The following is a 13,209-nucleotide window of genomic DNA, read 5'->3' as shown; positions in this document are numbered from 1 at the left end:
CGTACCCTCAATTTATTTGGTTAAGTTTGGTTTACTGTCACGGTTTCTACGCAACTTGCGCTTCCAGCGTTTGATAAATCTCGCTACCTTCCAGGCACGTTTAATACAATAGTCGTACAAGACAAATGCCAGTAAAAAGAGCACCAGCATCACCCATTCCGGAACGACCCGAGAATATTCAGCCAACACGCCGATAGAAGCCAGGATCGCAGCAGCCAGCGTAATCAGGACAAAAGCCTGTCGGGAAGTAAACCCGGCGCGCATAATTAAATGGTGAATATGTTGGCGGTCCGGGGAGAAAGGGCTCATACCTTTACGTAAACGACGATACATGATCGCCACCATATCCATTAACGGAATGGCAATAATCCACAGTGCGGTGACCGGGCTAATAGGATGCGTTTTACCTTGAGTGGTCTCCAGCAGGATCCAGATGACCGTAAAGCCAATCAGTGTACTCCCCGCATCGCCCATAAAGACCTTATAGCGACGTCCGAGAATACCCAGGTTCAGCATGATGTAAGGCAGAATGGCGGCGATCATGGCAAAACACCAGATAGCCAGGCTTGTCTGGCCGTCAAACCACAAGATAAGCCCCATTGCGGCGAATGATACGCTGGATAGCCCGCCTAACAGACCATCAATCCCATCCACCATGTTAAAGGCGTTAATTGCAGCCCAAACGGCGAAAAGGGTAAGGAAATAGCCAAAAGGACCGAGCACCATCTCCCAAGGGCCAAAAATGAACCCAAGGCTCAACAGATAGAGCTTACCTACCGCCATCATAATGATGCCGATGATAGCCTGGATGGTCGCACGGATTTTTACACTGATATCAAAGCGGTCGTCCAGTGCACCGATAAACACCAGTACACCGGCACAAGCCAGGTAGAGAGTTGCATGCGGGATATAATAATCGGCGATGAGGAACGTAAAGCAAATGCCTGCGTAAACCGAAATCCCCCCAACCAACGGAATCAGTCCCTGATGACGTTTGCGGAAGTTGGGTTTATCCACCAATCCTATCTTTTTCGCAACCTTGCGGGCAAAGAAAAGAAACAGCGTTGTGAATAAAAAAATACTGATGAGATCAGTACTTGCTGTCAGTAAATTCACTATACATACTCTCAAAGAATATCAATATATGAAGTATAACCATCCAGGCGATTATTCAGAAGAGAAACCCGATTCCATATCAGGTGGTTCTGTATGATTATTAACCACAAAATACGAATTACAACCCTTCATCGCCAGGCGGTATGTCATACCGGATTATTATTATTGTGTCGTTAAGATTACATCCACAAAAGCAAAACGCCACGTAAAAACGTGGCGTTTTCAGATGATGCCCGAATCAGGAACGCTTCATCATATCGAAGAAGTCGTCGTTGGTCTTGGTCATCGCCAGTTTGTTAATGAGGAATTCCATTGCGTCGATTTCACCCATCGGATGGATGATTTTGCGCAGGATCCACATTTTCTGCAGCTCTTCCTGGGTAGTGAGCAGCTCTTCTTTACGGGTACCAGAACGGTTGTAGTCGATAGCCGGGAAGACGCGTTTTTCAGCAATCTTACGAGAGAGATGCAGTTCCATGTTGCCGGTACCTTTAAACTCTTCGTAGATAACTTCATCCATTTTAGAGCCGGTATCAATCAGCGCAGTCGCGATGATGGTCAGGCTACCGCCCTCTTCCACGTTACGTGCAGCACCAAAGAAACGCTTAGGACGATGCAGGGCGTTGGCGTCCACACCACCGGTCAGTACTTTACCGGAAGCCGGAACCACGGTGTTATATGCACGCGCCAGACGGGTGATGGAGTCAAGCAGAATGATAACGTCTTTCTTGTGTTCAACCAGACGTTTCGCCTTCTCGATAACCATTTCCGCAACCTGAACGTGGCGGGAGGCTGGTTCGTCAAAGGTAGAGGCAACCACTTCACCTTTCACCAGACGCTGCATCTCGGTAACTTCTTCCGGACGTTCGTCAATCAGCAGCACCATCAGCACGCAGTCAGGATGATTGTATGCAATGCTCTGCGCGATATTCTGCAGCAGCATGGTTTTACCCGCTTTCGGCGGAGCAACAATCAGACCACGTTGGCCACGACCGATCGGCGATGCCAGATCCAGTACACGCGCCGTTAAGTCTTCAGTAGAACCGTTACCGCGTTCCATACGCAGACGAGAGTTTGCGTGCAGCGGCGTTAAGTTCTCAAAGAGGATTTTGTTACGGGCGTTTTCTGGTTTGTCGTAGTTAACTTCGTTAACTTTCAACAGCGCAAAGTAGCGTTCACCTTCTTTCGGCGGGCGAATCTTACCAGAAATGGTATCACCAGTGCGGAGGTTGAAACGGCGGATTTGGCTGGGAGAAACGTAGATGTCATCAGGACCGGCGAGGTAGGAGCTGTCTGCAGAGCGGAGGAAACCAAATCCATCCTGCAATATCTCCAGCACACCGTCACCAAAGATATCTTCGCCACTCTTTGCGTGCTGCTTCAGGATGGCAAAAATAATGTCCTGCTTGCGCATACGAGCCAGGTTTTCAAGGCCCATATTTTCGCCGAGAGTGATCAGCTCAGAAACCGGCGTATTCTTTAATTCGGTAAGATTCATAATGGTGTGAGTTCTTAAACTTGGGGTAAATCTCGAACTTAATGTTGTGAATGGTATGGCAGGGTCATCCATGCCTGTTTACGGCCATCAACTCATGTCTGTTCGCTGTCTGGTCACAGGAAAGTACGCAGAACTGAAACGACAAGACGGATTGAGTGACAAGCCAGGAATCTGTCCACTCCTCGCGCGAGAAACAACGGGAAGTATTGGATATAACTAGATTCAAACTTAATAAGGTATGTTTAATACGAAGTCAACACTAACTTAGCACGACTCAAGTCGGGCGTCCAGTCATCCGAATCATTTCGAAGTAGGGTCGCCCGATCATGAGACTTCCTTATGCTAAATTAGCGTCGAGGAATTCTTTCAACTGACCTTTGGACAGCGCGCCGACTTTCGTCGCCGCAACTTCGCCGTTTTTAAACAGCAGCAGGGTCGGGATGCCACGGATACCATACTTCGGCGCGGTGCCTGGGTTTTGGTCAATGTTCAGTTTAGCAACCGTCAGTTTGCCCTGATATTCGTCAGCGATTTCATCCAGAATCGGAGCGATCATTTTGCACGGACCGCACCACTCTGCCCAGAAATCAACGAGGATTGCTCCGTCCGCTTTGAGTACATCCGTGTCAAAACTGTCGTCAGTCAGGTGAATAATTTTATCGCTCATAATAACTCCACAGGAATAAGCCTGGTGCATTGGTGTAGCATTAATCAACGACGTGTTGATGTAGCATTAACCAACTAAAGGTTGACTTTATTTCACCGGATACGCTTTCGTAAAGCAATAGTAAGCTGATATTCTACCACACTATGAGCAAAACACATTTAACAGAACAGAAGTTTTCCGACTTCGCCCTGCACCCAAAGGTGATAGAAGCCCTTGAAAATAAAGGCTTTCATAACTGTACGCCCATTCAGGCCCTCGCGCTGCCGCTAACGCTGGCTGGTCGTGATGTTGCCGGGCAGGCGCAAACCGGTACCGGAAAAACGATGGCGTTCCTGACGTCAACGTTTCATTATCTTCTCTCTCATCCCGCGATTGCCGATCGCAAGGTGAACCAACCGCGTGCGTTAATTATGGCGCCAACGCGTGAGTTAGCCGTGCAGATCCACGCCGATGCCGAGCCGCTGGCACAGACCACTGGTCTGAAATTAGGCCTGGCGTATGGCGGCGACGGTTACGATAAACAGCTGAAAGTGCTGGAAAGCGGCGTCGATATTCTTATCGGCACGACCGGTCGTCTCATCGACTATGCAAAACAGAACCACATTAATCTGGGCGCGATTCAGGTCGTGGTGCTGGATGAAGCCGATCGTATGTACGATCTGGGCTTTATTAAAGATATCCGTTGGCTGTTCCGTCGTATGCCGCCAACCACCCAACGTCTGAACATGCTGTTTTCTGCAACCCTCTCATACCGCGTTCGCGAACTGGCGTTCGAACAGATGAATAACGCGGAGTACGTTGAAGTCGAACCGGAACAGAAAACTGGCCACCGCATTAAAGAAGAGCTCTTCTACCCTTCCAACGAAGAGAAAATGCGTTTGCTGCAAACGCTGATTGAAGAAGAGTGGCCAGATCGCGCCATTGTTTTTGCTAACACCAAGCATCGTTGTGAAGATATCTGGGGCAGCCTTGCTGCGGACGGTCATCGCGTCGGTCTGCTGACCGGTGACGTAGCACAGAAAAAACGTCTGCGTATTCTTGATGAGTTCACCCGTGGCGATCTCGACATTCTCGTTGCGACGGATGTCGCTGCGCGTGGCCTGCATATCCCAGCAGTAACGCACGTATTTAACTATGACCTGCCGGATGACTGTGAAGATTACGTTCACCGAATCGGTCGTACCGGACGTGCTGGCGCAAGCGGTCACTCTATCAGCCTGGCCTGTGAAGAGTACGCGCTGAATTTACCCGCAATCGAGACCTATATCGGCCACTCGATTCCGGTCAGCAAATATAACCCGGATGCGCTGATGACCGATCTGCCGAAGCCGTTGCGCTTAACGCGCCCGCGTACAGACAATGGCCCACGCCGTACCGGTGGTGCTCCGCGTAATCGTCGTCGTTCAGGTTAAGAAAAGTTATGCCATACACAAAATCATTCAGCCTGTATCAAGGCGGCAAGAAAACGAATCCCGATGAGCTTATTTTAGTAAATGATTCGGGTGAGAGAACGCAGCCAACACAGATACAGGTTGAAGGATGAAGTGTATGAATTCTACTTCGCTGTATGCAGCAATCGATCTCGGCTCGAATAGTTTTCATATGCTGGTTGTACGCGAGGTGGCAGGAAGCATCCAGACGCTCACGCGTATCAAACGCAAAGTGCGTCTGGCCGCTGGACTCAACGGTGACAACGAGCTCTCTGTTGAAGCGATGGAGCGCGGCTGGCAATGCTTGCGCTTGTTTGCAGAACGTCTGCAGGATATTCCGCATCCTCAAATCCGCGTGGTCGCCACGGCAACATTACGCATCGCCGTAAATGCCGATGTGTTTATTGCTAAAGCGCAAGAGATCCTTGGCTGCCCTGTCCAGGTAATTAGCGGTGAAGAAGAAGCGCGACTGATTTATCAAGGTGTGGCCCACACAACCGGCGGTGCCGATCAGCGTCTGGTTGTGGATATTGGTGGCGCCAGCACTGAATTAGTCACCGGATCCGGCGCACAAACCACCTCTCTGTTCAGCCTGTCGATGGGCTGCGTCACCTGGCTCGAACGCTATTTTACCGATCGTAATCTGGCACAGGAAAACTTTGACGAGGCAGAGAAGGCCGCACGTGAAGTTCTGCGCCCGGTCGCCGACAAACTGCGTTTTCATGGCTGGAAAGTTTGCGTTGGTGCCTCTGGTACCGTCCAGGCGTTGCAGGAAATCATGATGGCGCAGGGTATGGATGAGCGCATTACGTTGGCCAAACTGCAGCAGCTTAAGCAGCGCGCCATTCACTGCGGTCGTCTGGAAGAGCTGGAAATCGAAGGGTTAACGCTGGAACGTGCGCTGGTTTTCCCCAGCGGGCTGGCCATTCTGATTGCTATTTTCACCGAACTGAACATTCAATGCATGACCCTGGCCGGCGGCGCATTACGTGAAGGTCTGGTCTACGGCATGCTGCATCTGGCGGTGGATCAGGATATTCGTAGCCGCACATTACGCAATATCCAGCGTCGCTTTATGGTCGATACAGAGCAAGCACATCGCGTTGCCAATTTAGCGACTAAATTTCTCGATCAGGTAGAAAAAAAGTGGCATCTTGAACCGATTAGCCGCGAACTACTGATTAGTGCCTGTCAGCTGCATGAAATTGGCCTGAGCGTTGATTTTAAACAGGCACCACAGCATGCCGCTTATCTGGTGCGCAATCTCGATCTCCCGGGTTTTACCCCTGCGCAAAAGAAACTGCTAGCAACGCTGTTACTCAACCAGACCAACCCCGTCGATCTCTCTTCGCTCCACCAGCAAAACGCAGTGCCACCGCGCATCGCGGAGCATCTTTGCCGTTTGCTACGTTTGGCGATCATCTTCGCCAGCCGTCGCCGTGACGATCTTGTGCCGGAAATTCAAATGGATGCAAGAAACGAGCACCTGACGGTCACGCTACCTGAAGGCTGGCTGGAACATCATCCGCTGGGTAAAGAGTTAATCGATCAGGAAAGTCAGTGGCAAAGCTATGTCCACTGGCCGCTGGACGTTCATTAGATGTTGGTTGCCGGATAGCGCGCGTTTACACGTATCCGGCCTACAAAATACCTACTTCGCTTTGGCTTTCGCCATCATTGCCCGAATATTAGCGATGCTTGCCTGCCCTTTTTGCATCCGCTCCTCAGCGCTCACCACTTTACGCTCTTGTTCCCAGATAACGTCATCCTGTGGCAGCTCCAGCAGGAAACGACTCGGTTCCGGACGCACCAACTCACCATACTGACGACGCTCTTTACACAGAGTGAAGATGAGTTCTTTCTGTGCACGCGTAATCCCTACGTAAGCCAGACGACGTTCTTCGTCGATATTGTCTTCATCGATACTGCTCTGGTGCGGCAAAAATCCTTCTTCCATTCCCACCATAAACACGTAAGGGAACTCCAGCCCTTTTGAGGCATGCAGCGTCATCAACTGCACCTGATCCAGCTCTTCTTCGCTCTCTCCACGCTCCATCATGTCGCGCAGGGTAAAGCGGGTAACTACCTGGGTCAGGGTCATCGGCTCTTCCAGCTCACTGCCTTCCAGCATCTCCGTCATCCAGCTGAACAGCGTATTGACGTTTTTCATACGCATTTCAGCCGCTTTCGGGCTCGGCGAGGTTTCATACAGCCAGGATTCGTAATCAATACCGTGGATAAGATCGCGCACGGCGGCAACCGGTTCGCGCTCCGCCAGGCGCTGAATTTCACCCAGCCAGTGCGTAAAGCGGGTCAGAGAGTCATACCCGCGCCCGGTCAGTGTCTGGCTAAGCCCCATATCAAAGCTGGCGGTAAACAGGCTTTTATTACGCGTCATCGCCCATTCACCCAACTTTTGCAGCGTGGCTGGACCGATTTCACGCTTTGGCGTGTTTACGATGCGCAAAAATGCGCTGTCGTCATCCGGGTTGCTCAGCACGCGCAGGTAGGCCAGCAGATCTTTAATCTCCGGACGCGAGAAGAACGACGTTCCACCGGAAATTTTGTACGGGATACGGTTCTGCATCAGAAACTTTTCGAACACGCGCGACTGATGGTTGCCGCGATAAAGGATGGCGTAGTCTTTATATTGCGTCTTGTTCACAAAGTGATGGGCAATTAATTCCCCGGTCACACGTTCGGCTTCATGCTCTTCATTATTTGCGCTCAGTACCTTCAGCTCAGCACCGTAACCCAACTCGGAAAAGAGCCGCTTTTCAAAGACGTGTGGATTGTTCGCAATGAGGATGTTCGCCGCCTTAAGGATGCGACCTGATGAACGGTAGTTTTGCTCCAGCTTCACCACCTGTAAAGCCGGAAAATCTTTGCTCAACAGTACCAGGTTCTGCGGACGGGCGCCGCGCCAGGAGTAGATCGACTGATCGTCATCGCCCACGACGGTAAAGCGCGCACGTTTCCCTACCAGCAACTTCACCAGCTCATACTGGCTGGTGTTGGTATCCTGATATTCATCCACCAGCAGGTAGCGGATTCTGTTTTGCCAGCGCTCACGCACTTCTTCATTGCGCTGTAGCAGCAGAGTAGGAAGCAGGATAAGATCGTCAAAATCGAGGACGTTACACGCCTTCATATGCGCGTCATACAGACCATAGCAGTGGGCAAAAATACGATCGCGCTCGCCCTTTGCGCTGGCTGCCGCCTGCGCCGGAGTCATCAGATCGTTTTTCCAGTTGGAGATCGTCGAGATCAGCTGCTGGAGAATAAGCTTATCGTCTTCGATTAGCCCTTCGGTCAGTTCCTTAAGCAAGGCCACTTGGTCAGTATCGTCAAACAACGAGAAGTTAGACTTCATCCCCAGCGCCGCGTATTCACGCTTAATGATATCCAGTCCCAGGGTGTGGAAGGTGGAGATCATCAACCCACGCGCCTCTTTACGACCCAGCGTTTGCGCCACGCGCTCTTTCATCTCGCGCGCAGCCTTATTGGTAAAGGTCACTGCCGCAATATGTCGTGCCTGATAGCCACATTCACGGATCAGATGGGCTATTTTGTTGGTGATAACACGCGTCTTGCCGGAACCCGCTCCCGCCAGCACCAGGCAAGGTCCGGTGACGAATTCGACGGCTTGTTGTTGTCCGGGGTTCAAACGCATAAGGGATTGCTCAATCTGTAAACACGGGGGAGGTGGATTGTAGCAGAAAGAGGGAGAAAAAGAGTAACTGGCTACCCCTGTGAGTAGCCAGAAAATCGGGTCAATCAGGAAGCTGTCGCGGCTAGTGGTGTATAGCCGTTGCGCTGCGCGCTCTTGATCCAGCTGTAGGATCCCATCACCGCGATTGCCGTCAGCAGGACATACTCAAGCGACATGGCGTAAACGCCCTGCACCGCGTAAATAACCACGCTAATCACGTCGATGAGCACCCACAGCAGCCAGTTTTCGACATATTTACGCGTCATCAGAATCATGGCCGCAATCGACAACACCAGCATGGTGGAATCCCAGAACGGGAAGGCATCGGGCTGAAGGTCAGGCATCGCGACCGGTATACCTATCATTTGTAGCAGTGCAATCATAATGCGGGTAAGCGCTGCAAACACCGGATCGATAAACAGCGTCATCAAAACTATCGCCACCGCGCAAACGCCGCCCAGTACCAGGGTTTGCTGACGGGAAAGCCAACGTACTTTGAGCGCTGCTTCCTGCGCCTCATTTTGCCGGCTCCACGCATACCAACCGTAAATGTTAGCGGCGAAGAAAAACACCTGTAGCAACAAGCTGGCATAGAGCTGAATCTGGAAAAAGATTGCTGCAAACAGCGTGACGTTAATCAGGCCAAACAGGTAATTGATGATTTTTTCCCGGCTGGCACACCAGATACATAACAGACCAAATACGGTACCAATGGCTTCAATCCAAGATAGTGCATAGCCGCCTTCGCCGAGAGGAATGTTGACCATTACATTGTTAATGCTAAAAAAGTCCATCACTGACCTCCTTGCTGACTATCGGAATGAATGGAGCGTAGCGCCAGAGTAATTTGCCGTTCTTCGCCCTGTTGGCACAACGTTTCCTGCTGGACATAATCATTGATACTGCTATCCAGACAACCGTTGTGGGCAACCACCACATTGAGTAATGATGCCGTACGTAACCCGCGCAGCGCACCGATGGCCATCAAAGCGGCACTTTCCATATCCGCACCCAGAACGCCGAGTGCCGACCACTGCGCATCCAGTTCCGCTTCCCGGTCGGTATAAAAACTATCGTGGCTGCGCACCAGGCCGCATGTGGCGGGAATATTCATCTGCCGCGCTTGCGCCATCAGTTCCCAGGTTAACTGCGGGTCGGCGCAGGCCGGATAGCCCGCAGGCGCATAGGTACGGCTGGTCCCGTCATCCGTTACCGCGGCATGGGCGATAATCACGTCACCAAGCGCAAGATTATCCTGCAATGCCCCGCAGCTACCGATACGAATCAAGGTCTTTACACCGATTTGACGCAGTTCTTCAATGGCAATAGCCGTAGACGGTCCACCGATTCCGGTAGAGAGCACTAAAATCTCGATCCCCTGATACCAACCTCGCGCGGCGCGAAACTCACGGTTTTGACCAAGCGATTCTGGGTTATCAAGAAAATTGGCGATGCGATCTACCCGCAACGGGTCTCCCGGCAGCAGCGCATAGCGTGCGCCTGTCATCTCCTTGCTTAACTGGATATGGGGTTGCAGCGACATTCTCCCGCCTCCTTCACTCTTGCGGTTATCCGATATCAGCCTCCCGCTTTAATTTTTCAGGGGCTGACAACACAATACTTTCACCATCGGTATCAATAATCTGTAGCGCTTTCAGGTCATGTAAAATACGGTTAATACTGCGTGTCGTCGCCGCCAGTTCCTGACTGAAGTTTAGCTTATCCAGCAAAATTTCATTCGTGCCATCTTGTTGATAACGCAGCCATAACGCCTGGCACACTCGCTGATACAGCGAGTAAAGATTGTCGCTGCTGGCCTTTTTCGACAGCTGGTAATATTGCTGACTAAAGAAGCGCAGCATCCGCTGGTTAAAATGGTTATCTAACGCCAGCCAGCGGCTGAAGTATTCCTGCGATAAGCTCAGAAGCTGCACATGTCCTACCGCCACTACCGAACAGATGTAATGGCGCGACTCAAAAATCTCGAGTTCGCCCAGCATATCGCCTTTCCGGTAGCGGGCTTGACGATAACGACGTCCATCTTCAGCCTCATAGAAAACATCGACTTCACCGGCAATAATCAGCGAAAAACGCTGACATATTTCCCCCTGCCGACAGATAAAGGCACCGCGTTGGATCTCTTCAAAACGCCAGCGCTGCATGATGTCCAGAGGGCAATATTTCAATAATTCATAGAGCTGTGGATCGCGAACAATATCACCCAGCCCGGTAAGCCATCCGACTGAAAATTCAGTTTTTTTCATTGTATCCATGATATCTCGCTCCATGGCTGTAGGGACAGGACGGAGGTCCCCGGCAAAAGGGAATGCGGCAGAGAAAATGTCGCTCATCTCCCGTTTCCATGCATCAGACGAGACATCTGTCCCGCGATGGCGAAGAGTATATGTCCACGACTAAGACGGGTGATAAAGTAATGGGACATCTTTGAGACATGAGAACAAAATAATGGCTAAGAGCGCGGCAGCCCTACATATCCTGGTGAAAGAAGAGAAATTAGCTCTGGAGATCCTGAGCAAGCTGGATCGCGGTATTAGCTTCGATCATTTGGCAAAACGCTATTCTCGCTGCCCCTCTGGGCGCAACGGAGGCGATCTGGGCGAGTTCAAACAGGGGATGATGGTGGGGCCATTTGATGCCGCTGTGTTTAGCTGCCCACTGCTTAAACCTTACGGGCCTGTAAAAACCAAATTTGGCTACCACATCATCAAAGTGCTGTATCGACGGTAAGCCATGCTAAAATCGCGAGCCTTACAGACCCCCTTTTGAAGGCACGATCATGGCAAAAACAGCAGCAGCAGTGCATATCCTTGTTAAAGAAGAGAAACTGGCACTGGATCTTCTGGAACAGATTAAAAACGGCGCCGACTTCGGCAAACTGGCGAAGAAACACTCCATCTGCCCATCAGGCAAACGCGGCGGTGATTTAGGCGAATTCCGTCAGGGCCAGATGGTTCCGGCGTTCGATAAAGTGGTCTTTTCCTGCCCTGTGCTGGAGCCAACCGGTCCGCTGCACACTCAGTTCGGTTACCACATCATTAAAGTGCTGTACCGTAACTAATAGAAAGCCCGGTGTTTAAACACCGGGCTTTTTTTGCCGGATAGCGCTTCGCTTATCCGGCCTACGAAGCGCTGTTGATATGCCATTCCTCTATGAGGAATTATCCTGCGACCGCAATGCGCTTCATATCGGTCATGTAGCCACGCAGTTTCTGGCCCACTTTCTCGATAGCATGGCCGCGAATCGCATCGTTCACGTCACGCAGCTGCGCGTTGTCTACCGCGCCTTCAGCAATCGCTTTGCCCAGGTCGCCGGTCTGCAGGGTGGTCATGAACTCTTTCAGCAGCGGTACGCAAGCGTAAGAGAACAGGTAGTTGCCGTATTCTGCGGTATCAGAGATAACCACGTTCATTTCGTACAGACGCTTACGGGCAATAGTGTTGGCGATCAGCGGCAGTTCGTGCAGTGATTCGTAGTAAGCAGATTCTTCGATGATGCCGGAATCCACCATGGTTTCGAACGCCAGCTCAACGCCCGCTTTCACCATCGCAATCATCAGAACGCCTTTATCAAAGTATTCCTGCTCGCCGATTTTACCGTCGAACTGGGCAGCGGTTTCGAACGCGGTTTTGCCGGTCTCTTCACGCCAGGTCAGCAGTTTCTTATCGTCGTTGGCCCAGTCAGCCATCATGCCGGAAGAGAATTCACCGGAGATGATGTCGTCCATGTGTTTCTGGAACAGCGGCGCCATGATCTCTTTCAGCTGTTCGGACAGCGCGTAAGCACGCAGTTTCGCCGGGTTAGACAGACGGTCCATCATCAGAGTGATGCCGCCCTGCTTCAGCGCTTCGGTGATAGTTTCCCAGCCGAACTGAATCAGTTTTTCAGCATATGCCGGGTCAGTACCTTCTTCTACCAGCTTATCGAAGCACAGCAGAGAACCGGCCTGCAGCATACCGCACAGGATAGTCTGCTCACCCATCAGATCAGATTTCACTTCCGCAACGAAGGAGGACTCCAGCACACCCGCACGGTGACCGCCAGTAGCCGCAGCCCAGGCTTTAGCAATCGCCATGCCTTCGCCTTTCGGATCATTTTCCGGGTGAACGGCGATCAGCGTAGGTACGCCGAAACCACGTTTGTACTCTTCACGAACTTCAGTACCCGGGCATTTCGGTGCCACCATCACAACGGTGATGTCTTTACGGATCTGCTCACCCACTTCCACGATATTGAAGCCGTGGGAGTAACCCAGCGCTGCGCCGTCTTTCATCAGCGGCTGTACAGAACGCACAACGTCGGAGTGCTGCTTGTCCGGAGTCAGGTTAACCACCAGATCAGCCTGCGGGATCAGCTCTTCGTAGGTACCCACTTTGAAGCCGTTTTCGGTCGCTTTACGCCAGGAAGCACGCTTCTCAGCAATGGCTTCTTTACGCAGTGCGTAGGAGATATCCAGCCCGGAGTCACGCATGTTCAGGCCCTGGTTCAGACCCTGGGCGCCACAGCCGACGATGACCACTTTTTTACCCTGAAGGTAGCTCGCACCATCGGCGAATTCGTCGCGACCCATAAAGCGACATTTACCCAGCTGTGCCAGCTGCTGGCGCAGGTTCAGTGTATTAAAGTAGTTAGCCATGATGGTGTACTCCGTGATGTTGTGTTGTGGTGCTTATTATTCGGTTCGCAGATTTGTATTTGCGAGATTGAATCCACATTACAACAGGAAATTTATTGCGGAAATTGATATATTCACAACGTCACATTGCA

Annotated in this window: 13 protein-coding genes; 4 read left to right on the top strand and 9 right to left on the bottom strand. The window is 51.4% G+C overall.

All coding sequences use genetic code 11. The annotated features are described in order from the left end of the window. Window positions 1–12: 12 nt before the first annotated feature. The 4 genes from wecA to trxA all read right to left on the bottom strand — a co-directional run bounded on the left by wecA (window position 13) and on the right by trxA (window position 3,281). A complete protein-coding gene (gene wecA, locus OGX96_RS00885; protein WP_032945680.1) occupies window positions 13–1,116 on the bottom strand; it encodes a UDP-N-acetylglucosamine--undecaprenyl-phosphate N-acetylglucosaminephosphotransferase in 1,104 nt (367 codons plus the stop codon). A gap of 238 nt (window positions 1,117–1,354) precedes the next feature. Continuing rightward, window positions 1,355–2,614, bottom strand: coding sequence for a transcription termination factor Rho (gene rho / locus OGX96_RS00880; RefSeq protein WP_002437993.1), 1,260 nt, complete (start codon window positions 2,612–2,614; stop codon window positions 1,355–1,357). Window positions 2,615–2,701: 87 nt separating this feature from the next. Continuing rightward, a complete protein-coding gene (locus tag OGX96_RS00875) occupies window positions 2,702–2,821 on the bottom strand; it encodes a rho operon leader peptide (RefSeq protein WP_049259789.1) in 120 nt (39 codons plus the stop codon). Between the two features lie 130 nt (window positions 2,822–2,951). Further along, a complete protein-coding gene (gene trxA, locus OGX96_RS00870) occupies window positions 2,952–3,281 on the bottom strand; it encodes a thioredoxin TrxA (protein ID WP_001280776.1) in 330 nt (109 codons plus the stop codon). A 143-nt stretch (window positions 3,282–3,424) separates the two neighbouring features. Between trxA and rhlB the strand changes: the two genes are divergently transcribed. Both rhlB and gppA read left to right on the top strand, forming a co-directional pair. Beyond that, window positions 3,425–4,693, top strand: a complete 1,269-nt coding sequence (gene rhlB / locus OGX96_RS00865; RefSeq protein WP_286582019.1) for an ATP-dependent RNA helicase RhlB — start codon at window positions 3,425–3,427, stop codon at window positions 4,691–4,693. A gap of 136 nt (window positions 4,694–4,829) precedes the next feature. Then, entirely contained in the window at window positions 4,830–6,311 is a 1,482-nt protein-coding gene (gene gppA, locus OGX96_RS00860) for a guanosine-5'-triphosphate,3'-diphosphate diphosphatase (RefSeq protein WP_003829016.1), read from the top strand. Window positions 6,312–6,362: 51 nt separating this feature from the next. Here gppA and rep read toward each other — a convergent pair whose 3' ends face one another. From rep to OGX96_RS00840, 4 genes are all read right to left on the bottom strand, one after another. Next, window positions 6,363–8,384: a DNA helicase Rep gene (gene rep, locus OGX96_RS00855; RefSeq protein ID WP_003829018.1), complete on the bottom strand. Its 2,022-nt coding sequence runs from the start codon at window positions 8,382–8,384 to the stop codon at window positions 6,363–6,365. A gap of 104 nt (window positions 8,385–8,488) precedes the next feature. Next, window positions 8,489–9,217 carry a nicotinamide riboside transporter PnuC gene (gene pnuC / locus OGX96_RS00850; protein WP_060683009.1) on the bottom strand — a complete coding sequence of 243 codons (729 nt, stop codon included), beginning with the start codon at window positions 9,215–9,217 and terminating at the stop codon, window positions 8,489–8,491. Continuing rightward, the gene (locus tag OGX96_RS00845) at window positions 9,217–9,966 is read right to left on the bottom strand and encodes a nucleoside phosphorylase (protein WP_198803107.1); all 750 of its coding nucleotides are present in this window, start codon (window positions 9,964–9,966) and stop codon (window positions 9,217–9,219) included. The genes pnuC and OGX96_RS00845 overlap by 1 nt, the downstream gene beginning before the upstream one ends. Before the next feature lie 25 nt (window positions 9,967–9,991). Then, a complete protein-coding gene (locus OGX96_RS00840) occupies window positions 9,992–10,696 on the bottom strand; it encodes a Crp/Fnr family transcriptional regulator (protein ID WP_198803108.1) in 705 nt (234 codons plus the stop codon). A gap of 193 nt (window positions 10,697–10,889) precedes the next feature. On the opposite strand from OGX96_RS00840, the gene ppiC (OGX96_RS00835) reads away from it, so the two are divergent. Beyond that, window positions 10,890–11,171, top strand: a complete 282-nt coding sequence (gene ppiC / locus OGX96_RS00835; RefSeq protein ID WP_038634595.1) for a peptidylprolyl isomerase PpiC — start codon at window positions 10,890–10,892, stop codon at window positions 11,169–11,171. A gap of 49 nt (window positions 11,172–11,220) precedes the next feature. After that, window positions 11,221–11,502 (top strand): peptidylprolyl isomerase PpiC, encoded by a 282-nt coding sequence (gene ppiC, locus OGX96_RS00830; protein WP_003017999.1) that lies wholly within the window; start codon window positions 11,221–11,223, stop codon window positions 11,500–11,502. Between the two features lie 100 nt (window positions 11,503–11,602). Here the strand turns inward: ppiC (OGX96_RS00830) and ilvC are convergent, their stop codons facing one another. After that, entirely contained in the window at window positions 11,603–13,078 is a 1,476-nt protein-coding gene (gene ilvC, locus OGX96_RS00825; RefSeq protein ID WP_003829020.1) for a ketol-acid reductoisomerase, read from the bottom strand. Window positions 13,079–13,209: the final 131 nt, after the last annotated feature.

It is taken from the genome of Citrobacter sp. Cpo100, assembly GCF_030332595.1.
Classification (GTDB): domain Bacteria; phylum Pseudomonadota; class Gammaproteobacteria; order Enterobacterales; family Enterobacteriaceae; genus Citrobacter; species Citrobacter portucalensis.
This window is presented reverse-complemented; position numbering and strand designations above follow the sequence as displayed.

What these genes read in the sequence shown, in the direction of transcription:
- rep (WP_003829018.1), bottom strand. Translation starts at nt 8,384, where the DNA reads ATGCGTTTGAACCCCGGACAACAACAAGCCGTCGAATTCGTCACCGGA.
- rhlB (WP_286582019.1), top strand. Translation starts at nt 3,425, where the DNA reads ATGAGCAAAACACATTTAACAGAACAGAAGTTTTCCGACTTCGCCCTG.
- OGX96_RS00840 (WP_198803108.1), bottom strand. Translation starts at nt 10,696, where the DNA reads ATGGATACAATGAAAAAAACTGAATTTTCAGTCGGATGGCTTACCGGG.
- rho (WP_002437993.1), bottom strand. Translation starts at nt 2,614, where the DNA reads ATGAATCTTACCGAATTAAAGAATACGCCGGTTTCTGAGCTGATCACT.
- trxA (WP_001280776.1), bottom strand. Translation starts at nt 3,281, where the DNA reads ATGAGCGATAAAATTATTCACCTGACTGACGACAGTTTTGACACGGAT.
- OGX96_RS00845 (WP_198803107.1), bottom strand. Translation starts at nt 9,966, where the DNA reads ATGTCGCTGCAACCCCATATCCAGTTAAGCAAGGAGATGACAGGCGCA.
- ppiC (WP_038634595.1), top strand. Translation starts at nt 10,890, where the DNA reads ATGGCTAAGAGCGCGGCAGCCCTACATATCCTGGTGAAAGAAGAGAAA.
- pnuC (WP_060683009.1), bottom strand. Translation starts at nt 9,217, where the DNA reads ATGGACTTTTTTAGCATTAACAATGTAATGGTCAACATTCCTCTCGGC.
- ilvC (WP_003829020.1), bottom strand. Translation starts at nt 13,078, where the DNA reads ATGGCTAACTACTTTAATACACTGAACCTGCGCCAGCAGCTGGCACAG.
- gppA (WP_003829016.1), top strand. Translation starts at nt 4,830, where the DNA reads ATGAATTCTACTTCGCTGTATGCAGCAATCGATCTCGGCTCGAATAGT.
- ppiC (WP_003017999.1), top strand. Translation starts at nt 11,221, where the DNA reads ATGGCAAAAACAGCAGCAGCAGTGCATATCCTTGTTAAAGAAGAGAAA.